The organism is Arthrobacter cryoconiti, assembly GCF_020905375.1.
Taxonomy (GTDB): Bacteria; Actinomycetota; Actinomycetes; order Actinomycetales; family Micrococcaceae; genus Specibacter; species Specibacter cryoconiti.
In genome coordinates, this window is the sequence record NZ_JAJJBU010000004.1 from 108,741 (window position 1) to 131,322 (window position 22,582).

The 22,582-nt window shown below is 58.8% G+C and carries 22 protein-coding genes; 18 read left to right on the top strand and 4 right to left on the bottom strand.

Annotated elements, in window-relative coordinates:
• Positions 1-38: 38 nt before the first annotated feature.
• A complete protein-coding gene (locus LOH53_RS03515; RefSeq protein WP_230066344.1) occupies positions 39-1,106 on the bottom strand; it encodes a diacylglycerol/lipid kinase family protein in 1,068 nt (355 codons plus the stop codon).
• Between the two features lie 51 nt (positions 1,107-1,157).
• Between LOH53_RS03515 and serS the strand changes: the two genes are divergently transcribed.
• Entirely contained in the window at positions 1,158-2,435 is a 1,278-nt protein-coding gene (gene serS, locus LOH53_RS03520; RefSeq protein WP_230066345.1) for a serine--tRNA ligase, read from the top strand.
• A 98-nt stretch (positions 2,436-2,533) separates the two neighbouring features.
• On the opposite strand, the gene LOH53_RS03525 is transcribed toward serS, so the two are convergent.
• Positions 2,534-3,958, bottom strand: a complete 1,425-nt coding sequence (locus LOH53_RS03525; protein WP_326832732.1) for an MFS transporter — start codon at positions 3,956-3,958, stop codon at positions 2,534-2,536.
• Between the two features lie 84 nt (positions 3,959-4,042).
• Here LOH53_RS03525 and LOH53_RS03530 point away from each other — a divergent pair, with 84 nt between their 5' ends.
• Positions 4,043-4,720: a TetR/AcrR family transcriptional regulator gene (locus LOH53_RS03530; protein WP_230066346.1), complete on the top strand. Its 678-nt coding sequence runs from the start codon at positions 4,043-4,045 to the stop codon at positions 4,718-4,720.
• A 93-nt stretch (positions 4,721-4,813) separates the two neighbouring features.
• Positions 4,814-5,707, top strand: a complete 894-nt coding sequence (locus tag LOH53_RS03535) for an HAD family hydrolase (protein ID WP_230066347.1) — start codon at positions 4,814-4,816, stop codon at positions 5,705-5,707.
• Positions 5,708-5,868: 161 nt separating this feature from the next.
• On the opposite strand, the gene LOH53_RS03540 is transcribed toward LOH53_RS03535, so the two are convergent.
• A complete protein-coding gene (locus LOH53_RS03540; RefSeq protein WP_230066348.1) occupies positions 5,869-6,357 on the bottom strand; it encodes an inorganic diphosphatase in 489 nt (162 codons plus the stop codon).
• Between the two features lie 261 nt (positions 6,358-6,618).
• On the opposite strand from LOH53_RS03540, the gene dacB reads away from it, so the two are divergent.
• The 14 genes from dacB to panC all read left to right on the top strand — a co-directional run bounded on the left by dacB (position 6,619) and on the right by panC (position 20,370).
• Complete coding sequence (gene dacB / locus LOH53_RS03545; protein WP_230066349.1) at positions 6,619-8,013, top strand: D-alanyl-D-alanine carboxypeptidase/D-alanyl-D-alanine endopeptidase; 1,395 nt, start codon at positions 6,619-6,621, stop codon at positions 8,011-8,013.
• Positions 8,014-8,070: 57 nt separating this feature from the next.
• Positions 8,071-9,273: a zinc-dependent metalloprotease gene (locus LOH53_RS03550; RefSeq protein ID WP_230066350.1), complete on the top strand. Its 1,203-nt coding sequence runs from the start codon at positions 8,071-8,073 to the stop codon at positions 9,271-9,273.
• Positions 9,274-9,276: 3 nt separating this feature from the next.
• Positions 9,277-10,374 carry a tRNA lysidine(34) synthetase TilS gene (gene tilS, locus LOH53_RS03555; protein ID WP_326832733.1) on the top strand — a complete coding sequence of 366 codons (1,098 nt, stop codon included), beginning with the start codon at positions 9,277-9,279 and terminating at the stop codon, positions 10,372-10,374.
• 63 nt (positions 10,375-10,437) lie between these two features.
• Complete coding sequence (gene hpt / locus LOH53_RS03560) at positions 10,438-10,989, top strand: hypoxanthine phosphoribosyltransferase (RefSeq protein WP_230066351.1); 552 nt, start codon at positions 10,438-10,440, stop codon at positions 10,987-10,989.
• Between the two features lie 278 nt (positions 10,990-11,267).
• Positions 11,268-13,376 carry an ATP-dependent zinc metalloprotease FtsH gene (gene ftsH / locus LOH53_RS03565; protein WP_230066352.1) on the top strand — a complete coding sequence of 703 codons (2,109 nt, stop codon included), beginning with the start codon at positions 11,268-11,270 and terminating at the stop codon, positions 13,374-13,376.
• A gap of 79 nt (positions 13,377-13,455) precedes the next feature.
• On the top strand, positions 13,456-14,016 hold the full coding sequence (folE, locus tag LOH53_RS03570; RefSeq protein ID WP_230066399.1) for a GTP cyclohydrolase I FolE: 561 nt from the start codon (positions 13,456-13,458) through the stop codon (positions 14,014-14,016).
• Positions 14,017-14,027: 11 nt separating this feature from the next.
• On the top strand, positions 14,028-14,981 hold the full coding sequence (gene folP, locus LOH53_RS03575) for a dihydropteroate synthase (RefSeq protein WP_230066353.1): 954 nt from the start codon (positions 14,028-14,030) through the stop codon (positions 14,979-14,981).
• Positions 14,978-15,364: a dihydroneopterin aldolase gene (folB, locus tag LOH53_RS03580; RefSeq protein WP_230066354.1), complete on the top strand. Its 387-nt coding sequence runs from the start codon at positions 14,978-14,980 to the stop codon at positions 15,362-15,364. The genes folP and folB overlap by 4 nt, the downstream gene beginning before the upstream one ends.
• The gene (folK, locus tag LOH53_RS03585; RefSeq protein WP_230066355.1) at positions 15,361-15,894 is read left to right on the top strand and encodes a 2-amino-4-hydroxy-6-hydroxymethyldihydropteridine diphosphokinase; all 534 of its coding nucleotides are present in this window, start codon (positions 15,361-15,363) and stop codon (positions 15,892-15,894) included. The genes folB and folK overlap by 4 nt, the downstream gene beginning before the upstream one ends.
• 117 nt (positions 15,895-16,011) lie before the next feature.
• On the top strand, positions 16,012-16,515 hold the full coding sequence (locus LOH53_RS03590) for a DUF3180 domain-containing protein (protein ID WP_230066356.1): 504 nt from the start codon (positions 16,012-16,014) through the stop codon (positions 16,513-16,515).
• Positions 16,493-17,026, top strand: a complete 534-nt coding sequence (locus LOH53_RS03595) for a PH domain-containing protein (protein WP_230066400.1) — start codon at positions 16,493-16,495, stop codon at positions 17,024-17,026. Before LOH53_RS03590 ends, LOH53_RS03595 begins: the two co-directional genes overlap by 23 nt.
• Positions 17,023-18,522, top strand: a complete 1,500-nt coding sequence (locus tag LOH53_RS03600) for a PH domain-containing protein (RefSeq protein ID WP_230066357.1) — start codon at positions 17,023-17,025, stop codon at positions 18,520-18,522. The genes LOH53_RS03595 and LOH53_RS03600 overlap by 4 nt, the downstream gene beginning before the upstream one ends.
• Positions 18,512-19,438: a Rossmann-like and DUF2520 domain-containing protein gene (locus LOH53_RS03605; RefSeq protein ID WP_230066358.1), complete on the top strand. Its 927-nt coding sequence runs from the start codon at positions 18,512-18,514 to the stop codon at positions 19,436-19,438. Before LOH53_RS03600 ends, LOH53_RS03605 begins: the two co-directional genes overlap by 11 nt.
• A 14-nt stretch (positions 19,439-19,452) precedes the next feature.
• Positions 19,453-20,370 (top strand): pantoate--beta-alanine ligase, encoded by a 918-nt coding sequence (panC, locus tag LOH53_RS03610; protein ID WP_230066359.1) that lies wholly within the window; start codon positions 19,453-19,455, stop codon positions 20,368-20,370.
• A 42-nt stretch (positions 20,371-20,412) separates the two neighbouring features.
• Here panC and LOH53_RS03615 read toward each other — a convergent pair whose 3' ends face one another.
• Positions 20,413-21,840 carry an MDR family MFS transporter gene (locus LOH53_RS03615; RefSeq protein WP_230066360.1) on the bottom strand — a complete coding sequence of 476 codons (1,428 nt, stop codon included), beginning with the start codon at positions 21,838-21,840 and terminating at the stop codon, positions 20,413-20,415.
• Positions 21,841-21,896: 56 nt separating this feature from the next.
• Here LOH53_RS03615 and LOH53_RS03620 point away from each other — a divergent pair, with 56 nt between their 5' ends.
• Positions 21,897-22,553 carry a TetR/AcrR family transcriptional regulator gene (locus LOH53_RS03620; protein WP_230066361.1) on the top strand — a complete coding sequence of 219 codons (657 nt, stop codon included), beginning with the start codon at positions 21,897-21,899 and terminating at the stop codon, positions 22,551-22,553.
• Positions 22,554-22,582: the final 29 nt, after the last annotated feature.

Consider the following 22,582-nt stretch of genomic DNA (forward strand, 5'->3'; position numbering starts at 1 on the left):
AGAGAATTGTCAACGCTGCGGGCGCAGTCTCCTGCGATTTAGGCCGGCGTATTGGGAGCTGGCACTCTCACCAGCACGGCCTGATGTTCCACCCGGACCTTGACCAACGTGGCTTTTCCACAGGGATCGCCGTCTGCTTGGGTTTCCACCGGCATAACTGTGCGGATGACGAGTTGCTGCGATCGGTAGAAGTCAATGACAGGCAGGTGATTCTTGTGCTGGAATACGACCTTGCCCGCCATGGCGAGCCAGCCGATGGCACTTCGCGGGCTGACAACCACCACGTCGAGAACACCATCATCAATGAGGGCCCCGGGAACGAAGTCAATCCCACCTGGCAGTAGTCCGCAGTTTGCGAACAGCACGGAGCGTACCTTTCGCTGCTGCGCTGGCTGGTCGTCCAGTGCAATGCTGATCTTTTTGCGCCGCCCCGCCATGTGTCGCAGGCCCGCCTCGCTGTACGCAAGCCACCCCACTGACTTCTTGAGCTTGCTATTGGTGTCATTCATGACCTCGGCATCCATGCCCAGTCCAGCTATAACCATAAAAGAGTGTTTAGACACACTTCCCGTGACTTCGTTCTCAAGCTCCATCAGTCCGGAGTCGATGTGCCTTTGATGGCCAAACAGGGCAACCTGTACGTTGGCAGCAATATCGTTGACATCCAACTTCAGGTTCCGGGCCAGCAAGTTACCCGTCCCTAGCGGAATGATCCCGAGCGGCACATCGGTGTGGCGCAGAGTTTCGCCAACCGCTCGCACAGTTCCGTCTCCGCCGCCGGCAATGACAACGTCGGCCTTGGCCAGCAGAGCTGCCTTTGCCATGGCATGTCCTGGATCCTGGGCCGTCGTTTCCATGAAGATGGGCTCCGGCCAGCCAGCCAGGGACGTTGAACGCAGCAGTAGAGACTTAGCAGCTTCAGTGCCAGCTTTTAGGGGGTTGTAGACGAAAACTACTTGCTGGGCGAGCGTTTGGACCTTGTGCGGGGATTCCGCTACGGCACTTCGGGTGTGCTTTTGGGCAAGCTTGCGCACCCCCAACCAGCTGAAGCCAGCAATGAGTAGGAACGCGGCCACAATGATGATGACGAGGACTTCAGTAGGCATGATTCTCTAACCATAGCGGTTCGGCTTGTTTTGATTGGATAGGCTTAGCAGGTGATCGATGTAAGAGACCTCTGTGAAAACCCTGAAAAATTTCGTGACAGCCAGCGCGTGCGCGGTGCCGACGTGTCCGTTGTGGACGCGATCATCGCCGCAGACGCTGAGCGGAAGTCCACGATCGGCTCCTTTGAATCCCTGCGTTCCGAGCAGAAAGTGTTCGGTAAGCGGGTTGCCGCAGCCAAGGGCGAGGAAAAACAGGCTCTACTAGCAGAGGTGAAGGAACTGGCTACGGCGGTCAAAGCAGCCTCCAGCGCATCGGAGGCGGCTAGTGCCACTGCGGACGCGCTTGTCCGGGCGCTGCCCAATTTGGTCTCCGACGGTGTCCCTGCAGGCGGTGAAGACGACTTCATAGTTGTCAAGACTGTTGGCACACCCCGTGAATTCCCCGATTTTGAGCCCCGTGACCACCTGGAAATTGGTGAGCTCATTGGTGCGATCGATATGGAACGCGGCGCCAAAGTCTCCGGATCACGTTTCTACTTCCTCAAAGGTGTGGGTGCGCGCTTGGAAATGGCGCTGCTACAGATGGCCATGGATCAGGCAATAGCTGCCGGGTTCACGCCCATGATCACGCCTACGTTGGTCCGTCCAGAAACCATGGCTGGAACCGGTTTTGACGTCAAGCACGACGCCGAGATCTACCGTCTGGCGGAGGATGATCTTTACTTGGTGGGAACCTCCGAAGTCGCCCTGGCCGGCTATCACTCCGATGAAATCATCGACGTTGAAGAACCTATCCGGTTCGCAGGCTGGTCATCTTGCTACCGTCGCGAGGCTGGAGCATCTGGTAAGGACACGCGCGGCATCATCCGCGTTCACCAGTTCAACAAGGTGGAAATGTTTGTCTACACCACCGTTGAAAAAGCGGCCGAGGAGCACCAGCGTTTGCTGGCTTGGGAAGAAGAGATGCTGGCGAAGGTTGAATTGCCCTACCGTGTCATTGACACGGCAGCCGGGGATCTGGGCAACTCCGCCGCCCGCAAGTTTGACTGCGAGGCGTGGGTTCCCACACAGTCCGCTTACCGTGAGCTGACGTCCACATCCAACTGCACCACGTACCAGGCGCGCCGGTTGAATATACGTGAACGCATGGCCGTGGACGACGGCGGCAAGGCTGGCACCCGCGCTGTTGCAACACTCAACGGGACGTTGGCTACGACGCGGTGGATCGTCGCAATCTTGGAGCATCACCAAAACGCTGACGGTTCCGTCACCGTCCCCGTGGCACTGCGGAAGTACTTGGGCGGACTGGAAGTATTCCCCGTACTGTAAGCTCGTTCAAATTCACGAACGAGTGAACGCCGGGTGAATATCCACAATGTGCACATCATTGTGGATATTCACCCGGCGTTCACTCGTTTTTTGTATTCTTATGCGTCCACGCGTTCCTGGAGTTCGACTCCGGCCAGTTGCTCAGCGAGCTCCCGGGAACGGCGCAGGGAGGGCATCCAGAACGCGGCAACAAGAGCCAACCCCAGAACGGCGGAGCCTACCCAGACTGCTGGGATGGCGGCATCGACGTAGCCCCCAGGGGTCAGCTGTCCGCCCGCGCCAGTAAATACTGCGCTCAGAACGGCCACGCCTAAGGCCACACCGACCTCCCGTAAAACGGAGTTGGTACCGGATGCCTTGGCGTGATCATCCTCTTTCATATTTGCCAGGATCGCCGTCGCCATCGGGGCAAATGCTAGTCCCATCCCCAGACCAGCCGCCACGAATCCGGGGACCAGGAGCGCATAAGGCGCATCGACGGACAGTGTGGTGGCCAGCCAAGCCATGGCGGCCGTCAGTAGTGCCATTCCGGCGATGATGAGTGTGCGTGTCCCGAACCGTGGTGCTAGCATACCGGCCAACGGCGCCACCACCATGGGTGCCAGCGTCCACGGCATTGTCAGTATTGCGGCCTCTAGCGGGCTATATCCCTGGACGACCTGTAGGAATTGGATCAGGATGAATACCGAGCCGAAGATACCGAAGCTGAAGGTCAGGCCCACAATATTTGCCACGGTGAAACTGCGGTCCCGGAAGAGCCGCAACGGCATTAGTGGGTTTGTGGTGTGGGATTCCCACAGTACGAACGCCACCAGCAGCACGCCACCGCCCACCAAAGGTAGGACAACCTCGGTACTTGACCAGCCGGCGTCGTTCCCATGGACGATCCCGAAGACCAAGCCCAGAAGCCCAAAGCCGGAAAGGAGCAGGCCAACGACGTCGGCGCGAACCCGGGCGCCGAAACTGTTTGGCAGCGCCAGTAGCACCAGGGCGACCGAGATAACGCCGATGGGCACATTGATCCAGAAGATCGCCTGCCAGCTCCACCCCTCGACGACGGCCCCGCCGATCAGCGGCCCGAGCGCAACGCCTATTCCGGACACGCCGCCCCAAATACCAATGGCAAGTGGACGGAGCGCGGTACTTACGGAGCCTGCGAGCAGGGTCAGTGAAAGTGGCATGATCGCAGCTGCACCAAGGCCTTGGAAGGCGCGGGCAGCAATGAGTTGTGAGGGGTCGTGGCTAAGAGCGGATGCGGCTGAGGCGAGAGTGAATATCGCAATGCCAGCGACGAAGACGTGGCGGCGTCCAAATCTGTCGCCCAATCCGACGGCGAGCATCATAAAAACCGCGAAACTCAGGGAGTAGGCGTTAACAATCCACTGCAATTCCTCCACGCTTGCGCCGATTTTTTCGTGGATGACGGGAAGGGCGTTGATGACCACCAAGTTATCCAATGAGGCCATGAAAACGGGGATTGAGGCAGCCGTGATTGCGAGCCAGGCGGGAATCGTACGTTTCACGAGAAACCTAACGTCTCAAAGATTGAGGTAATCGAATGATTACTTAATTATCGAACTTAGTTATCAACTGATAACATGTCAAGTGTGGCCATCAAAAAAGTCGAAAATGTACCGACACCCCGGATGCCGGCGTCCGAGCGGCGCGAGCTGATCTTAGGCGCCGCGACGGTCGTCTTTGGCGAGCGTGGATATGCGGGAGCCACGACGGACCAAGTGGCCCGTGCTGCAGCCATCAGCCAGCCCTACGTGGTGCGTATGTTCGGCACCAAAGAGAATCTGTTTCTGGAGGCCATGGACCGGGCGCTTGCGAAGCTCTTCACTCAGTTTCGTGCTGTCATTGCCGCCTACGACGCCGGAGAACTGGGCGTGCAAGTAGCTGAGTTGGACGGGGATCTTCTAGGCACCAGGGCGGGAGAGCTTACGGGCCTACTAGCGCGTGCTTATGCCGACCTGATCCAGGACCGTGGCATCTTAATGGTGCTCATGCAGTCGTTCGTCACTGGACACGAACCGGTGATCGGCCCCCGTGCGCGAGCGGCATTTTTGGCACTTTACCGTCTAGTTTGCGACGAGGCTGGCCTGGGTTCGCAGGAGGCCAGCGATTTCCTGGCCCAAGGCATGCTCATGAACACTCTCATCAGCTTGCGGCTACCTGAATTCTACGGATCGGATGCCACCGCCGATGACCTCCTTGAATGCACGCTAAAGTCCAAGCTGAGCATCGTACTATCCGCCAATCGGAACCAATCGACCCCGAACTGACCCACCCTTGTGCAGCATTGATTCACCTGCCGTTCACGTAAACTGTGGGCTCTTTCATAGGGCAAGAGGGCTTCTCTCTGGTTCACTTGATACATGACAACGACATTTACAATCGCCGTTTCTGGCACCGATGACCAGAAAATCGCAGCCCCGGCCGCTGCAACATCCGCACACCGCCTCGTCGCTCTCGACGTGGATGGAACCTTAGTTGACCATGACGGCAACATGAGCGACGCCGTTCGTTTGGCAGCCCGCGCCGTGGTGGAGGCTGGACACGAGGTCATCATCGCCACCGGACGTTCTCTAGGCGCAGTGCTGCCCGTAGTTGAGCAGGTGGGGCTGGTTAGTGGCTATGCAGTCTGTTCCAACGGTGGTGTGACACTAAGGCTGGATCCATCCTTGGAACTTGGCTACGAGATCATCAACCGTGAGACTTTTAGCCCCCGCGCAGCCCTCACCACATTGCGGGAGAAGATTCCAGGTGCGCGTTTTGCGGTGGAGGATGCCAACGGCAACTTTCTCTCCACTTCCCGTTTTCAAGACCCTAGCTTTGGCATCATGGCCCGCGGCGTTGACTTTCACCACCTCTTAGAAGCGCAGGCAGTACGAGTGGTGGTCAACAGTGCTGAAGCGAGCACAGCCGAGTTCACAGCTGCCATCGAAGCTGCCGGACTGCAGGGCGTCACCTATGCCGTTGGGTGGAGCGCCTGGCTGGATATTGCCGCCGCCGGCATCACGAAGGCCACAGCGCTGGAAAAGCTGCGGGCCCATTTAGGCATTCACACCTCCCGGACAGTGGCGGTAGGCGACGGGTCAAATGACATAGAAATGCTGCGCTGGGCCAACCGAGGCGTGGCCATGGGCCAGGCGGAAGCCCATATTCAGGCTGCTGCTAACGAAGTTACGGCATCCGTCTACGACGACGGTGCCGCAACAGTCCTGCACAGCATCCTCAACCCCCACCCTGCCAACGCTCGGTTACTTTAGGGCCACTTTCTGCCAACGCTCCCTCACCTTTGGGGGTGTTTTGGCCAACGCTCCCGCAATGTGGGGATCAGCTTGATTCCCTAGGATGCGGCACGAAGAAGGACGGCACCCCAGTGGAGGCACCGTCCTTCCTCGTTCACAATACTGTTCGCAATAAGGGTTTAGTGCTCTTGCGTCCCAAAGCGCTTGATGGATGCTTCCAGCTCGGCCTCTGCGCCCGCACGGTCAGACCAGCCGTCTGCCTTGACCCACTTACCGGGCTCCAGATCCTTGTAGGAAGTAAAGAAGTGCTCGATTTCCTTGAGTAGGAAAGGGTCCAAGTCGCTGGCTTCTTGGATGTGATCGAAGCGTTTGTCGGCAGGCACACACAAGAGCTTTGCGTCTCCGCCAGCTTCGTCGTCCATGTTGAAAATTGCGATGGGACGGGCTTCCATGACAATTCCGGGGAACAGGTCGACGTCGGGGTACCAGACTAACGCGTCCAGAGGGTCGCCATCCTCGCCGAGGGTATTATCAAAAAAGCCGTAATGCGCGGGGTATTGCATGGAGGTGAAGAGCACACGATCCAGGCGCACGCGGCCGGTCTCGTGGTCGACTTCGTACTTGACGCGTGATCCACGCGGGATCTCAATGGTGACGTCGTGCTTCATCTAGTGCTCCTGATCATGTTGGCGGCCCTGTCTAGGCTGTGCTGGTCGTGCTGGTCGTGCTGGTCGTGCTGTGCTGCTGGTGCGGCGACGGTGGCGCGGCCGCAAGCGTCCCATCGCGTAAACTAATCTCCATATCAGGATATAGGCCGACATTGCTGGGCCGAAACTCTGCCACTTTCCACCCGAGTCATTTGGCCGGGAGTAAATCTGCCTGTGCGCCGTGACTGCCGGGCCCCGCCATGAACAGGAAACAGCCGCTGTATGGGACGCACGTCAAGAACCGTGACGAGTGCACTGTTGGTGCTTGCTCTAGCTGCGATCACGGTCCCGGTGGGTATCAACCTGGTCCCGGTGCTGCTGGCGAATGAGCCGGCGGTCGTGAGCGTCCTCCCCGCAGCTCAGTTAGCACCCACTTCCCTGAGCGCCATTCAGGGGATTTCCTCGGTCTCGCCGCAGGCTCCTCTTCCCGATCCCGCACAGTTGGCGAAGGACCTCAATACTGCGCTGGCGTTCGACGGCGGTACGTTTAGCGCGCAGGTCAGTGACGCCATCACAGGCCAGACTCTCTACAGCAAGGACGGCGAGGAGCCGGGCATACCGGCGTCGAACTTGAAACTGCTCACCTCGGCTGCGGCGCTGAAATCGCTTGGCGCCACCACACGCATGAGCACCACGGTCTTGGCGGGGACGACGCCGGGGAGCCTGGTGCTGCGAGCTGGCGGGGACGCGATGCTGGCTGAGGGCGAGAGCAAACCCTCCGCCGTGATGGGCCATGCCGGCCTCGAAACGCTGGCCCGGGAAACCGCCGTCGCACTAGCAAAAACAGGAACTGCGGGACCTGTCACCTTGTCCATTGACGATTCCCTCTTTAGCGGTCCGGCGCTGAATCCGGGCTGGGATATCGAAGACGTCAATGCCGGGGAGATCGCCCCGATTTACCCCATGGCTCTTTACGCGGGAAGGACGGCACCAAACCAGCCGGCACCGCGTCCGGTGGACTCCGGTATTGCCGTGGCTACAGCTTTCGCCGCAGCGTTGGAAAAGGCGGGGGTCGCCACCACGGGTACCATCACACGCACCTCGACCGCCACGGACAACGTATTGGCCAAGGTGGAATCGGCGACAGTCGCCGCACAAGTGCAGTATCTACTCGTCGAATCAGATAATTACCTAGCTGAAGTGATGGGCCGGCTGGTGGCTGTGAAAGAAAAGCAACCGGGAAGCGCTGTTGGAGCCACCAAAGCCGTCCGCAGCGTCCTCACGGGGTTAGGACTGTCTTTAGACGCGGTGACCATGGTGGACAATTGCGGGTTGGCGCTAGGGAATTTGATCAGCGCCCACGATCTTGTCAAAACTGTTTCTCTCCTGCTCGCGAGTGAGGGAACTGACGTGGGCCAGGCCGTGGCCGGCTTGCCGATCGCAGGATTGAATGGGACCTTGAACGGGCGATTCGCTTCGGCTCCTTCATTATCGGCCGCCGGAGTAGTCCGGGCGAAAACGGGGACGTTGCGCACGGTCTCCGCCTTGAGCGGGTATGTGCTCAACGCCCAGGGGCGGTTGCTGGTGTTCTCCATCATGGGCAACAACCTGACTGCTGGGCCGGCATCCGCCATCCCCACCATCGACGCTGCCGCAACTGTTCTAGCCAAGAGCTAGCTCCAGGACTTAGCCGTTTGCGGCGCACTTGGGTTAGCGTGCGAGAAATGTGATCTGATGGGAAACATGAGCCCGCAATCGAGTGCACCGACATCCCCCTCTGCCACTGCTGGAATGGTCAATTGGGAGCTAGCCGCCGCTACCGCGGCGAAACTTTCCCCAGCAGGTCCGGTAATGACGGGCGTAGAAATTGCCAAAGCGGTGGAGAATCTGCATCTCATGGCCGAAAAATCCGTCCAGCACGTTCATCAGATCAGTAAGTTGGATGCTGCACACGATCTGCGCGACTCCGAAGTGCTGGTGGTGGACCGTGCCTCGTGGGCCAAGGCCAATACACAAAGCTTCGCCGTCATGATGGACCCCATCATGGGTGCTCTGGCGGCCAAGGCGGCCACGACACAGAAAGGCACCGGACCCGCCGCTGTGGGTTCTACGATCACTGGTGCTCAACTGGGTGCCGCGCTCGCATTTCTTTCCAGCAAGGTCTTGGGCCAGTACGATCCCTTTTCCGCGCTAGGGCAACATGGGGGCAACAGCGCTGCCAGCGGTGTTGCCCCAACAGCGCCCGGCGGACGGTTGCTGCTGGTGGCGCCAAACATCATCACCGTGGAGCGCGAACTAAAAGTTGATACGAGCGACTTTCGCTTGTGGGTGTGCCTCCATGAACAAACGCACAGAGTGCAGTTCGCCGCCGCACCGTGGCTACGCCACTACATGCTCGGCGAAATCGAAAAGCTCGGCGGGTTGCTGGTCGGAGATTCGGATAATCTAGGCGAGCGGATTCGCCAGGCAGCCAAGTCGCTGGGCGGACAAATCGGCAAGGGTGATCACAAAGGATCCGGCGAGCCGGACCAGCAAGGCGAAAATGTGCCGAGCCGTGGCGGCGTCTTGGACTTACTTTCGGACCCCGCACAAATGGCGGCGCTTTCCCAAGTTACCGCAGTCATGAGCCTGCTCGAAGGCCATGCCAACGTGGTCATGGACGGCGTGGACCAGCAGATAGTACCGTCGGTGCGCACCATCCGGCAGCGTTTTAACAGCCGAGGCAAGGACCGGGGCGTCATCGAGAAGTTCATTAGAAACCTCATGGGCCTCGATGCAAAAATGCGTCAATACAGTGATGGCGCGAAATTTGTCCGCGAGGTGGTGGCGCTGGTTGGCATGGATGGTTTTAATACCGTCTGGCGACAGGAGGGAAACCTCCCTACAGAAGCTGAAATCCACAGTGCCCGCCTGTGGGTGGACCGGATGGGGCTATAGATCGTGGGATCTGAGAACGGCACGGCGCCGAGTCTTCCTCGCCGTCGGCTGGATCCAACGGTGGGCAAGGCCCGCAAAATGGTGGCTGAACTATTGGGACTGTCCACAACCGGAAAGTACACTCCAACACAGCACCCGCCGCTAGTTCTGGTGGGATGCAGCGGTGGTCCGGATTCCCTTGCGCTGGCTGCTGTCACCGCGTTCTTCGCTAGCCGTGGCGAGATCCAAGTGGGCGCCGTCGTCGTCGATCATCAAATGCAGGCCGGCAGCGCGGAAGTTGCCCAGCGCACGGCTGGCCAGTTGCGCAGCCTTGGCCTGGACCCGGTCCGGGTGAGCCAGGTGGAAGTGGAAAACCGCGGAGACGGACCAGAAGCCGCAGCACGAGCGGCACGCTTTACCGCGTTGGAAGAGGCTGCCAGGGATCTTGGCGCCGAGACGGTGCTGCTGGCTCACACCCAAAACGATCAGGCCGAATCAGTGTTGCTCGGCCTGGCGCGGGGTTCAGGCCCCCGATCGCTGGCTGGTATGCGAGAACGTCGTGGTCTATATGCCCGGCCTTTCCTAGGACTGCGCCGTGATGAGACATTGGCCATATGTGAGGCGCTGGATCTAGATCCGTGGCACGATCCTGCAAACAGCGATGAGAATTATTTGCGCGTACGTGTGCGCCATACTGTTTTGCCGTTTCTGCGGGCTGAGCTTGGTCCGGCTGTCACCGAGTCGCTGGCCCGCACCGCCTCAATCCTTGGCCACGATGCAGACTTCCTCGATGAGCTTGCAAGTGAGCAATACGCACGCATTAGCGAACATGTGCCCGCTTCGCAGGCCGATGACGCGCAAGTGCGATTGAACGAAGAGGCGTTGCGGGCGCTGGCCCCGGCCCTGCGAATGAGGGTCTTGGCACTGGCCGTGGTCGAACTGGGTGGGCTGCAGCCCAGCTATGAGAGGCTGGTTGGTGCCGCATCGCTACTGGAACGCAAGGGCTCGGCAGGTCCTGTGCAAATGGCGGGAAAAGTCAGTGTTTGGCGAATTTCACGCGCTAAGGGCGTTCTCCAAGATGCGTCAGGCTATGGGAAGCTAGTCTTTAGACGCAGTCCTTAGACGCTGCTGGAAATAGTAATCGTAAGTAAGTCAGTCATAAACCTTCACATTCAGGAGCCATTGGTGGATTCACAAGACGTCCAAGCCGATCTCAAGCACGTTCTCTACACCAAAGAGCAGATCCAGGGCCGGGTAGCGGAACTGGCAGCACAAATCGATGCGGACTACGCCGGTCGTGACGTTCTGCTCGTAGGCGTGCTCAAGGGTGCGGTGATGGTCATGGCCGATCTCTCCCGCGCACTGCACAGTCACGTAACCATGGACTGGATGGCCGTATCTTCCTACGGTTCCGGTACCCAGTCATCCGGAGTGGTTCGTATCTTGAAGGATCTGGAGACGGACCTCATGGGCAAGCACGTGCTGATCGTTGAGGACATCATCGATTCAGGTCTGACCTTGTCCTGGCTCAAAGCGAACCTCATTTCGCGCGGGCCAGCCTCGGTGGAGATCTGCGCACTTCTGCGCAAGCCCGACGCCGCCAAGGTTGAGATCGACGTCAAGTACGTTGGCTATGAGATCCCCAGTGAATTCGTTGTCGGCTACGGCCTGGACTTTGCCGAGAAGTACCGCAACCTGGACTTCATTGGTACGCTCGCGCCGCATATTTACGAGTAGTTCTTGGTAGAGAGCGCATAAATTTTTTGCCTGCGCCCGTCTCTGCTGTGCGCGCATGTTTGAACATTTGAACAGGCGCGCACAGCAGAAACGGGTGCATTTTTTCTTAGCGTTTCTAGAAATGCGTTATGCCCAGAGGGAACTATTGGCCGTTCCCGTACGTGTTGCACTCTGAACGGTGTAAAACTTGTAGCGCGCGCGTGCGGCTTAGTTTGTCTGCCGCAGTTCGTTTTTTCACATTTGGTTGAGCGGGAGGGACGGGGCCAGGCCCCGAACACATGAAAGTCAAGAAACTCTTCAAGGGTCCATTTATCTGGATCATTGTGGTGGTTGTCCTCATCGCGGCCGCTATGGCCACATTGACCGGCGGCGGCCCGAGCAAGATCAACACTTCAGACGCTTTGACTTTGCTCAAGAGCGACAAAGTGGTTTCCGCTAAGGTCTTTGGTTCTGAAGGCCGAGTGGACATGGTCCTCAAAGACGATTTCACTCCCGCCAACGGCAGCAACGTCGGAAAGAACGTGCAGTTCTTCTTTGGTGGCTACCGGGCTACGACCATGGTGGAAGCCATTGATAATGCGAAGCTCACCACCTTCGATGACCAGCCTGCGTCCAATAACTTTTGGTCGAGCATACTTTCTTTGCTCATTCCGTTCGTACTGATCGGACTGATCTTCTGGTTCCTGTTCTCCCGCATGCAAGGCGGCGGATCCAAGGTCATGCAGTTTGGCAAGTCCAAGGCGAAGTTGATCACTAAGGACAACCCGCAGGTGACATTCGACGACGTCGCTGGAGCCGACGAGGCCGTCGAAGAACTGCATGAAATCAAGGATTTCTTGCAGGATCCTGCCAAGTTCACCGCCGTGGGAGCCAAGATTCCCAAGGGTGTTCTGCTCTATGGCCCTCCCGGAACCGGTAAAACTCTCCTGGCGCGTGCAGTGGCGGGTGAAGCGGGTGTGCCGTTTTACTCGATTTCCGGCTCAGACTTTGTTGAAATGTTTGTTGGTGTGGGAGCTTCGCGTGTCCGCGACCTCTTCGAGCAGGCCAAGAACAACTCTCCGGCCATCATTTTTGTTGACGAGATCGACGCCGTGGGCCGCCACCGCGGGGCCGGTATTGGTGGGGGAAATGACGAACGCGAGCAGACACTGAACCAACTCCTGGTGGAAATGGACGGCTTCGACGTCAAGACAAACGTCATCCTGATCGCCGCGACCAACCGGCCAGACGTACTGGACCCCGCGCTGCTACGCCCGGGTCGTTTTGATCGACAAATCCCTGTCGAGGCTCCGGACCGTCTGGGCCGTGAGCAAATCCTGGCCGTGCATGCAAAGGGCAAGCCGTTGGCTCCCGGTGTGGACCTGAACGCAGTGGCTAAGAAGACGCCTGGTTACACCGGCGCCGACCTGGCCAATGTTCTTAACGAAGCAGCGCTGCTGACCGCCCGCTCCAACGCCCAGCTCATCGATGACCGGGCACTGGACGAGTCGATTGACCGGGTCATGGGTGGACCGCAAAAGCGCACCCGTGTCCAAAAGGAACGCGACCGTAAACTCACCGCCTACCATGAAGGCGGTCACGCTTTGGTGGCTGCTGCGCTCCACAATGCTCCGCCAGTGACGAAGGTCACCATCTTGCCCCGTGGTCGCGCTGGCGGCTACACCATGGTGGTCCCGGATGAGGACCCTCAGGGATACTCCCGCAATGAATTGCTTGACCGTATGGCGTGGGCCATGGGTGGCCGTGCCGCGGAGGAGATTGTCTTCCACGACCCCACCACTGGCGCTTCAAGCGACATTGAACAAGCTACATCCACGGCTCGGCGAATGGTGACCGAGTTTGGCATGAGCGAACGCGTTGGCACCATCAAGGTTCATGGCGGTGGCGGGGATCCCATGTCCGGACGAGGCGGGGAGGCTGCATCCATCATTTCTAACCAGCTCGCTGCCATGGTCGATGATGAAGTCCGACGTCTCCTCGACGAGGCCCACGACGAGGCTCATCACGTTCTCACCGTCAACCGTGAGATCTTGGACAGGATCGCACTGGAACTGCTGGAGCGAGAGACCTTGAATCAGGCAGATGTTGCCAGGCTCACAGCTGACGTTCAAAAACCCGTCGTGCGCCCCATCTGGTTGTCCAAGCAAACTCGACCGGTCCAGCACATTGCCCCTGTACAGTCCAGCCGGGAATTGGCGCAGATCGCTGGCGCCGCGGCTGCTGCTGCACTAGCGGAGACGGAAAATCAGGACCAGACATTGCCTCCTGCGGAGGCTCGCCCGGCCGTTGAGCGTCCTTATGACAGCGGGATTCCAGGAAATGAGCACCAGCGCCCATCAGGGACAGCGAGCTCAGACTCCGGAACAGATACCCCGCTGGACGGCTAAGCTGTCTGCTGTGACTGATTTTGATGACGAGCAACACGACTCTTTACCCGAGCATCCAACAGATGGTCAGGGTGGGTACATGGACCTCCCCCGCATTGAGCGGGCGGTCCGTGAGATTCTGCTGGCAGTAGGGGAGGACCCGGAACGCAGCGGACTTACCGACACCCCGAAGAGGGTGGCTAAGGCCTATGCGGAAGTTTTTGCCGGGCTTCACCAGGATCCGGCGGATGTTCTGGGCACCACCTTTGATATCTCCCATGAGGAGATGGTGCTGGTGAAGGACATTCCGTTTTACTCGACGTGTGAGCACCATCTGGTGCCGTTCCACGGGAGTGCTCACGTTGGATACATCCCTTCCTCTGATGGAAGGGTGACCGGGCTGAGCAAATTGGCCCGTTTGGTGGATATCTATGCCAAGCGTCCACAGGTCCAAGAACGTCTGACCAGCCAGATAGCTGACTCGTTGGTCCAGCATTTGAAGCCCCGTGGCGCCATAGTCGTCATTGAGTGCGAACACATGTGCATGTCGATGCGTGGTGTTCGCAAGCCAGGGGCAAAAACCGTCACCAGTGCCGTGCGCGGCATACTTCATGAGCCCGCAACCCGGGCTGAAGCAATGAGCTTGATTCTTGGAAGGTAACTAAACACACGATGGATTCACTCGCAGCCGCCCCGGGCACAGGTCCGGCAACTTCTCCGCTACCCGTGCTCCGAGCTCGTTCCGCTAGGGCTACTTTCGCCTCCTTGCCGACCGAGCGAGCTGTTGTGATGGGGATACTTAATTGCACGCCTGATTCCTTTAGTGACGGCGGTGAGTACAACTCAACTGAGACCGCCATTGCCCATGGATTGCGCATGTTCTACGGCGGAGCAGACATCATCGACGTGGGAGGCGAATCCACCCGTCCCGGGGCGCAGGAGGTCGACGAGGATGAGGAGCAGCGCCGCATTTTGGCCGTTGTGGAAGCCCTAGCCAAAGCGGGTGCGCTCGTCAGCGTGGACACACGTCATGCCACCACGGCAGCATTGGCGCTGGACGCTGGTGCTGGGCTGATAAATGATGTTTCCGGCGCGCATGTCCACCCGGAGATGATCGCACTAATTGCTGAACGTCATATCCCTTATGTGCTTATGCATAGCCGTGGAGATTCCCGCTCCATGGATTCATTGACCCAGTACGACGACGTTGTGGACGACGTGATCCGTGAACTCTCCGAGACACGCCAGCGTCTCTACGACGCCGGAGTGTTGCCGGAAATGATCATTGTTGACCCGGGAATCGGGTTTTCTAAGAACGCCGAACAAAATTGGGAACTACTGGCCAATCTGGATCGTGTTGCGCAGATGGGTAACAAGGTTCTAGTTGGCACCTCGAGGAAACGCTTTTTGGGTTCGCTGCTGACTTCCGCTGGAAAAGCTGCTGCGCCGAAGGAGCGCGACGACGCGACGTCAGCCACCACTGCTCTTGCCGCGGCGCAGGGCGTGTGGGGTGTACGGGTGCACGACGTCGACGCCAGCCTGGACGCCACAAAAGTCGCCTCGCGATTGTTGATGGGCAAGCGGAACCGTGAAGCCCGCAAGCTTGTTCAAGCAGACACACTGTGACCCGGGACGACACCATCGCCCTGACGGGCATCACGGCAATTGGCTACCACGGGGTGTTCGAGTTCGAAAAGCGCGACGGTCAACCGTTTACGGTGGATGCAGTCTTGCACGCGGACCTTGGCCCGGCAGCTGCCAGTGACGAGCTGAGTAAGACGGCAAATTATGGTGAAGTGGCAGAAGACATCGCTGCCATGATCCGCGGCGATTCCTTTGACCTCATTGAGACACTCGCCGTGCGCATCGCGGAGAAAATTCTTGCCGGATACGCCATGGTGAACGCAGTTGAGGTCACCGTCCACAAACCCAAAGCTCCCATCCAGGTACCCTTTGGTGACGTCAGCATCAACGTTTTTCGTAGCAGGAATGACCAAGGAGCCACATGAACGCCACCGGAGCTCTGACGCGTGTGATTCTGGCACTGGGCAGTAATTTAGGGGAACGGCGCGGCACTCTCGCCTCCGCCGTCGGCGATCTGGTGGACCGCCCTGAGGTGCGTCTGGTGGACGTCTCCCCGGTGGTCTCCACGAAACCCGTGGGCGGCCCGGAAGGCCAACCCGATTTTTTGAATATGGTCATTGCCGTGGATACGACCCTGGATCCCTATGAACTTCTGGCTCATTGTCAGGGCGTGGAGCTGGCACACCACCGTGAACGCACGGTTCGCTGGGGGGCGCGCACGCTGGACATCGACATCATTAGCTATGGGGATCTCCATAGCGATGACCCCGAATTGACCCTTCCACACCCACGTGCTGCCGGACGAGCCTTTGTCATGTATCCGTGGTCCCTTATGGACCCTGGCGCCATGCTGGCTGGCCAGCCGGTGGTAGAACTCGCTGCCGTTGCAGGGGATATGTCGGGGATAGGGCATGCGGCCATGGATGAGTTAGATGAAGAGTCACCGCTGGTCTGAACTAGGTAGCAAGTTTCTCCGTCTTCTCAAGGAACTAATCGAGCCGGAGCGGGAAATAAACGCTACGGTTGGACCAGGGCAAGCAATCATAATGGTGAGGCAACGATGAGGAGCACAATGCGGACCATTCGGCCTGCATGGCTGGGCGCCACCGCAGTGGTACTGGCGGTGGCCGGCTGGATCGCAACAGAATTGACGGCTCGGGCCAGCATGGCCTTGCCTGTGCTGCCGCTGAGCTCGTTGATCACTATGGGCCTGATTGTAGTGGTCTGTCTGTTTCTTGGTTTCAAGGTTCGTCGCTGGCGCGATGGCAAGCGCGACCGGCATCTAGACCCACTGTTGGCAGCCCGAACAGTGGTGCTGGCACAGGCTTGTGCCTATGCCGGAGCGGTTCTGTTTGGCTGGCATGCCGGAATCCTTTTTGACCAGTTGCCCACCATTTCCTTGCGCGCTGAACTTGGCGTCATCTGGCATATCGGCATCATGATGGCCGGTGGGCTGGTTATGGTGGTGACCGGGTTTGTGGTGGAACGCTTTTGCAAACTTCCCCCAGAGGACATGGAGCCTCCAGTAAAACCACGTGACAAGCGTGAAGGTCATGGTGAGGAAGAGTTTGCTTAAACGTCGCAGTGCCATTGATCCGAGTGATGTAGATTTTTTGCCGGTTTCGGAAAAACTGATCGCGGCCCGCCTCATTGAGAAAACGGGGGGTGCGCTGGTCTTTTTAGCGTTGCTCTCGCTGCCACTGATCCTGGCAACCACCGGCGTGTGGATGGGTTTCCCGGCGTGGCTGGCGTGGGGATTGCCTTCCGTGGTGTTGGTGATAGCTGTATGGACGCTTGTCTTGGTGCCGCGGCAGGTCCACGCAATTGGCTACGCCGAACGCAATGAGGATCTGCTGATCCGCGGAGGCATCATGTTCCACAAGCTCATGGTGGTTCCTTATGGGCGCATGCAATACGTCGACGTCACGATGGGTCCGTTAGAACGCATGTTGGGGCTGAGCACAATTCACCTGCACACGGCGTCCACCGGTACCAACGCCCTGATCAATGGGCTCCCAGCGGCGGAGGCGGACAGGCTGCGCGAACAGCTCTCCGCCCTCGGTGAGGCGAAGCTGGCCGGACTGTGAGCGGCACGCAAGGGCAGCCTCAACGCGATCTTCCTCCTTCGGGTACTCCTGGCCTGGCGGGGGGCTTCCATACCGACAGCGCCGACTTCTGGCACCGAGTACACCCCGTCTCACCGCTGGTCCGCGGCTGGGTGGCAGTGGTGGCCGTCTTGTTTATCTTTGGCCGTAACTCCTTAGAGCAAGTTTTTTTCAGGGGCGGTGGAAAGTCTTCTGGCGCCAGCATTGCCCCTACCCTCGTGATCCTTGGGGTCGTGGGGACTGCGATAGTGGTCTTTGGCATCGGCTTTTACCTCTCCTGGCGGTTTACCCGCTACCAGGTGACGGATCAGCACGTTCACATCAATTCTGGTGTGATCTTCCGCCAACAGCGGCGGGCCCGTATTGATCGGGTTCAGGCCATCGATGTGGTGCAACCGCTAGTGGCGCGCGTCTTTGGGTTGGCTGAGCTGAAGTTTGATGTGGCCGACGGCGGGAAGTCGGCTTTCCGGCTGTCTTTCTTGAAGTTGGACGAGGCAAAACGGTTGCGGGCAGCCATTTTGGCGCGTGCCGCGGGGGTCCAGGTGGACCTGCAGGAACCCAGCCGAGTTCCGGAGGCACCGGAGCAGCACATTTTGGGTCTTTCTCCTGGACGGATCATTGGAGCCACAGTGTTTAGCAATCTCACTGTAGTGGCACTGATCGTTAGTGCCGGGGCAGTATGGCTGACGGTTTGGAGCGGAGAGGTTGGCGTCTTAGTTGCTTTCCTTCCCATTTTTCTTGGCGTGGCCGCCTCCTATTGGAAGGCCATCACGGGTGACTTCAATTTTCGTGTAGCTATCTCTCCTGATGGCGTCCGCTTGCACTACGGCATGCTTGAAACCCGTTCACAAACGATTCCGTCCGGACGTGTTCAAGCGGTGGGTATCAGCCAGGGCCCGTTTTGGCGCCCGTTTGGCTGGTATCGGGTGCACGTCAATGTGGCGGGGTATGGGCACGATCGATCCGAGAATGGATCCCGCACTGTTCTACTTCCCGCGGGAACAATCGACGAGGTCATGGCTGTGCTGGCTCTGGTCTTCGTGGACCCCGGAGTGGATGATCCCATTGCAGTGTTCACCGCTGGCCTACGTGGTCCAGGCAACAAGCACGGATTTGTCCACAGTCCGCGCAGCGCGATCTGGATCGATCCGTTGGCGTGGCGTTACAACGCCTACAGGGCCACGTCCACTGCCCTGCTGTGCCGCCACGGAGTCATCTTCCGCCGCTTGCAAGTGGTTCCGCACGAGCGCACCCAGTCCTTGAGTTTGAACCAAGGTCCGCTCATGGCGGCCCTTGGATTGGTCAACTTTGAACTTCATTCCACGCCGGGCCCGATTCGTCCGCTCGTGCACCACATGGACCTCGACGCCGGAAGGCGTCTCTTTGATGAACAAGCCGTGCGAGCGGCAACGGCCCGGCGCTTGGTATCGCGTGAACAGGGGCCATCCGAAAGGCAGAAGAGAGAAAATGGCGATTAAGCCCGGACGCCTTGGCGTTGGAATCGTTGGTGCCGGTAGGGTTGGCGCCGTCTTGGGTGCTGCCCTGCGCGGTGCCGGACATGCTGTGGTGGGGGTGTCAGCGGTCTCCGCCGAATCCAGGGAGCGGGCAGAACTGTTGCTGCCGGGTGTCCCGGTGCTGGAGATTCCACAAATTCTAGAGCGTGCCGAGTTGGTCCTGTTGGCGGTGCCCGACGACGCCTTGCCGGAGCTTGTGTCCGGGCTGGCTAAAACGGGTGCCTGGCAAGTAGGGCAACTGGTTGCTCACACCTCTGGGCGGTATGGCACCTCCGTGCTCGCGCCCGTGAAATTGGCCGGTGGTATTCCTCTGGCGTTGCACCCGGCCATGACATTCACAGGTATGAGCCTGGACTTGACCCGTTTGTTAGATTGCACTTTCGGTATCACAGCGGATCCGGCCATGCTGCCGATCGCCCAAGCGCTGGTCGTGGAAATGGGTGCCGAGCCCGTTGTGATCGCTGAGGCCGACCGTGTCCTTTACCACGCCTCGCTGGCTCACAGCGCAAATCATCTGGTCACTTTGGTGGCACAGGCAACGCAGATACTTGGTGACATCGGCGTGGACGCACCCAACCAGATGTTGGGGCCCTTGTTACGTGCCGCGCTGGAAAATGCGCTGGCCTCGGGTGAGTCGGCACTGACGGGACCTGTGGCCCGTGGCGACGCCGGAACTGTTGGAGCCCATAGTCAGGCGCTGCGTGAGCACGCACTGGACACCGGCTCCGGAGACATCCTTGACGCTTACCTGGCCATGTCCGCTGCCACGGCGGCGCGGGCGGCCCGGCGTGGTCTGCTCTCCGCAGACTCTTTTTTGGCCGTTCAGGCAGCTTTGGGCACGGACGACGGCGGTTTGACCGGCCCGGCTTCTACCATCTGAAGAAAGTGACTTCTATGGCTATCATCAAGGTTTCCACGCTTGCACAGCTCAAGGTTGCTAGCGCACAGTTACTGGGTTCAAAGAAATCAGCCAACCCCGGCACTCTGGGGTTTGTGCCTACCATGGGTGCTCTTCACCGGGGCCACGCGGCACTGGCGCGGGCAGCGGTGGCCGAGAACGCCGTCGTCGTAGCGAGTGTATTTGTGAACCCGCTGCAATTTGGCGACGCCGTTGACTTGGATCGGTATCCTCGCACTACGGAGGCCGATCTGATGCTCCTCGAGGATGCCGGGGTGGACATCATGTTTGCGCCCGCAGTGGAAGAGATGTATCCGTCCGGAGAGCCGGCGGTGCGAGTCACTGCCGGCAAGCTGGGAGATCTGCACGAAGGAGCATCGCGCCCCGGCCACTTCGATGGTGCGCTGACAGTGGTGGCCAAGCTCCTTCATGCCGGACGACCAGAGGCGGGCCTGACGGAGCCGGACAAAAATGGGCGACTGCCCTACCGTGCGTATTTTGGTGAAAAGGATGCCCAGCAGTTGGCGCTCGTAAAGCGCATGGTGGCTGACCTCAATTTTCCGGTGGACATTGTTCCCGTACCCACAGTTCGGGACGACGACGGGCTGGCGCTTTCTAGCCGTAACCGTTTCCTTTCGGCCAAAGAGCGGGAAAGCGCACTCATCCTCTCGCGTGCGTTGCGGCTATTGCGGCGTCGTGCAGATGCTCATGAGCCGTTGGATATTCTTTCCGCAGAGGAACTGGTGCATATGACACCAGGGGTGGAATTGGACTATCTGGAGGTGGTGGACCCGCAAACTCTGCAGGTTCGCGCCGAAAATTGCCAGGACACCCCTTTCACCGGAGAGGCCCTGGCCCTGATCGCTGCCAAGGTGGGCCCCGTCCGGCTTATTGACAACATCAAACTGGGATAAGTCTGAATCTGGCCTGCTTCATTGCTGCTGCCGACGGAGTGCTCACTTGGATTTTGTGTGGTCTCTAGTGGTCGAGGGTAGGAAGAAAGCAAGAATGAGCGGAACGGCACTTAGAGCAAAGATCCACCAGAAAGTAGTGCTGAAAGCCTGAGCGGGGCTCGAATCAGTAAGAAAATGCTGAAACAGCACAGCAATGACTGTGACACCGAAGGGCGCTCCAACGCGCTGAACGATGCTAAAGGCTGCGCTGCCGCGAGGGGTCTCGGCATGGCTGAGGCTGGTGAAAGCCAAGGTCATAACGGGAAGGGAGACGGCCGCCATCCCGAAGCCTTGAAGGAACTGCCCAGCAAGAAGTAAAGCGTTGGCTCCGTTGAGCCCGTCGAGCGCAAAAGGCAGGATGCCCACCATGGTGGCGAGGACTCCGATGACGATGACGAGCCTGTTCTCGATGCGCGCCACGAGATGTCGAGAGCAAAGGATGAAACATATAGTGCCAAGACCTTGCGGAATGAGAAGGAAGCCGGTCTCCATGATGGAGTTGCCGCGTAGCTGCTGGTAAAAGAGCGGGAGCAGGAAGATCAAGGCATAAATTGAAAAACCGCTGACGAACGTAATGACGCTGCCGATTCCGAAGCTGCGCCGAGAAAAGACCCGCACATCGATCAGCGCGGCAGTCTTAGACCGCAGGGAACGGAGTGTGAAAACGAGCAGCGCACTGGCACCTAGGATCAGCGGAAGCCAAGATTCCACAGCTGCAAACCCGTTCACACCACCGACTTGACTGATGCCGAAGGCCAAAGCAACAACACCCGGAGTCAGTAGCAAGAGCCCACCGATGTCCAGCGGACGTCCCGCGCCGGCCTGCTCTCGAGGAAGGAAAAGGGGTGCCAGCACGAGGGCGGCGAGGCACAAGGGAATGTTGATGAAAAACAGCCAGTGCCAGCCGATCGATTCCACAATTGATCCACCGGCGATGGGCCCGAGGATTGGCGCAATCTGCGCGATCAGTCCAATCGTTGCGATTGCCCGTCCGAGTCGATCCTTGCCAGCTGCCCGGGTCAGCAATGTGATGGTGAGTGGGAAGACCATTCCTCCGCCCAACCCTTGTAGCGCCCTAAAAGCGATGAGGGTTGGGAGGGAATCGGCGAATCCGCACAACAATGAACCAAGCATGAAAACCGCCACGGCAAACATCCATACCCGGCGTGTGCCAAAGCGTTCTGAGGTCCACCCGGAAATAGGTATGACGGCTACGTAAGCCAGCAGATATGCAGTCATAATCCATTGGGTGTCAGTGACTGTGGCGTTGAACGCCGTGTGGAGGTGATCAAGGGCGATATTCACGATCGTGGTGTCTAAGAGGGTTGTGAAGACACCTAACACTAGGACGAGTGAAATTACATTCAGACGCCGCGAAGATACTGGCTCAGGGTCGTTTGTAAGGGTGGGTGAGGAACTAATGTTTGCCATAATTGTGACACTACACCGTGTAGTGTAATAAATACACCCTGGAGTAAGATTATGGGATGGATCACCACACACGGGCGCCGACTAAGGGGCTTCGAGAGGGCTCACCGCTCAAGCGCCGAGCAATCCTCGACGCCGCTCGAGTACTGTTCGTGGCCGAGGGCTTCGAACGGACGAGTGTTGATGCGGTGGCGTTGCGAGCGAATGTTTCCAAGCGCACCGTCTATGACTACTACGGCGGTAAAAGCACGTTGCTCGTGCGTGTTGTCGAAGAAGTGGGCCAGGCCCTCATGGACTCCATTCATCTCGCCATCCGCGCACACCTTGGCGATGAAGCGAGCCTTACAGGCTCGAGAGAACTTGAAGCGGCACTAATCGCGTTCGCCTTACAAGTTGCCAGCTCAACGATTGAGTCCTCGGACTATGCTGCTTTTGTTAAACTGGTCAGCACCGAAGGCTCACATTTGACGGAAATGAGCGGCCATTCGCTTGCGGATGCCCCGGAGAACGCCATTGCTGAACGTCTGGCCTACTTCGCTCGGGAGGGCCTGCTGGAAGTGACAAATGCAAACCGTGCCGCTGACCACTTCGTCGCGCTTTCATTTGCACTCGTGATCAACAACGGTGGAGTCTTCGGTAAGCCGAGCGTGCCGGACACCACCGAAACAATTACCGAGGGGGTTCGTGCGTTCTTTCGCGCCTACTCTGCTCGCTGAGTAAGAATAGCTACGTTGCTCCGATATGG

Coding starts and splice junctions, on each gene's coding strand:
- LOH53_RS03515 (WP_230066344.1), bottom strand. CDS start 1,106: ATGCCTACTGAAGTCCTCGTCATCATCATTGTGGCCGCGTTCCTACTC.
- LOH53_RS03535 (WP_230066347.1), top strand. CDS start 4,814: ATGACAACGACATTTACAATCGCCGTTTCTGGCACCGATGACCAGAAA.
- LOH53_RS03540 (WP_230066348.1), bottom strand. CDS start 6,357: ATGAAGCACGACGTCACCATTGAGATCCCGCGTGGATCACGCGTCAAG.
- dacB (WP_230066349.1), top strand. CDS start 6,619: ATGGGACGCACGTCAAGAACCGTGACGAGTGCACTGTTGGTGCTTGCT.
- LOH53_RS03550 (WP_230066350.1), top strand. CDS start 8,071: ATGGGAAACATGAGCCCGCAATCGAGTGCACCGACATCCCCCTCTGCC.
- ftsH (WP_230066352.1), top strand. CDS start 11,268: ATGAAAGTCAAGAAACTCTTCAAGGGTCCATTTATCTGGATCATTGTG.
- folE (WP_230066399.1), top strand. CDS start 13,456: ATGGACCTCCCCCGCATTGAGCGGGCGGTCCGTGAGATTCTGCTGGCA.
- folP (WP_230066353.1), top strand. CDS start 14,028: ATGGATTCACTCGCAGCCGCCCCGGGCACAGGTCCGGCAACTTCTCCG.
- folK (WP_230066355.1), top strand. CDS start 15,361: ATGAACGCCACCGGAGCTCTGACGCGTGTGATTCTGGCACTGGGCAGT.
- LOH53_RS03590 (WP_230066356.1), top strand. CDS start 16,012: ATGCGGACCATTCGGCCTGCATGGCTGGGCGCCACCGCAGTGGTACTG.
- LOH53_RS03595 (WP_230066400.1), top strand. CDS start 16,493: ATGGTGAGGAAGAGTTTGCTTAAACGTCGCAGTGCCATTGATCCGAGT.
- LOH53_RS03605 (WP_230066358.1), top strand. CDS start 18,512: ATGGCGATTAAGCCCGGACGCCTTGGCGTTGGAATCGTTGGTGCCGGT.
- panC (WP_230066359.1), top strand. CDS start 19,453: ATGGCTATCATCAAGGTTTCCACGCTTGCACAGCTCAAGGTTGCTAGC.
- LOH53_RS03615 (WP_230066360.1), bottom strand. CDS start 21,840: ATGGCAAACATTAGTTCCTCACCCACCCTTACAAACGACCCTGAGCCA.
- LOH53_RS03620 (WP_230066361.1), top strand. CDS start 21,897: ATGGATCACCACACACGGGCGCCGACTAAGGGGCTTCGAGAGGGCTCA.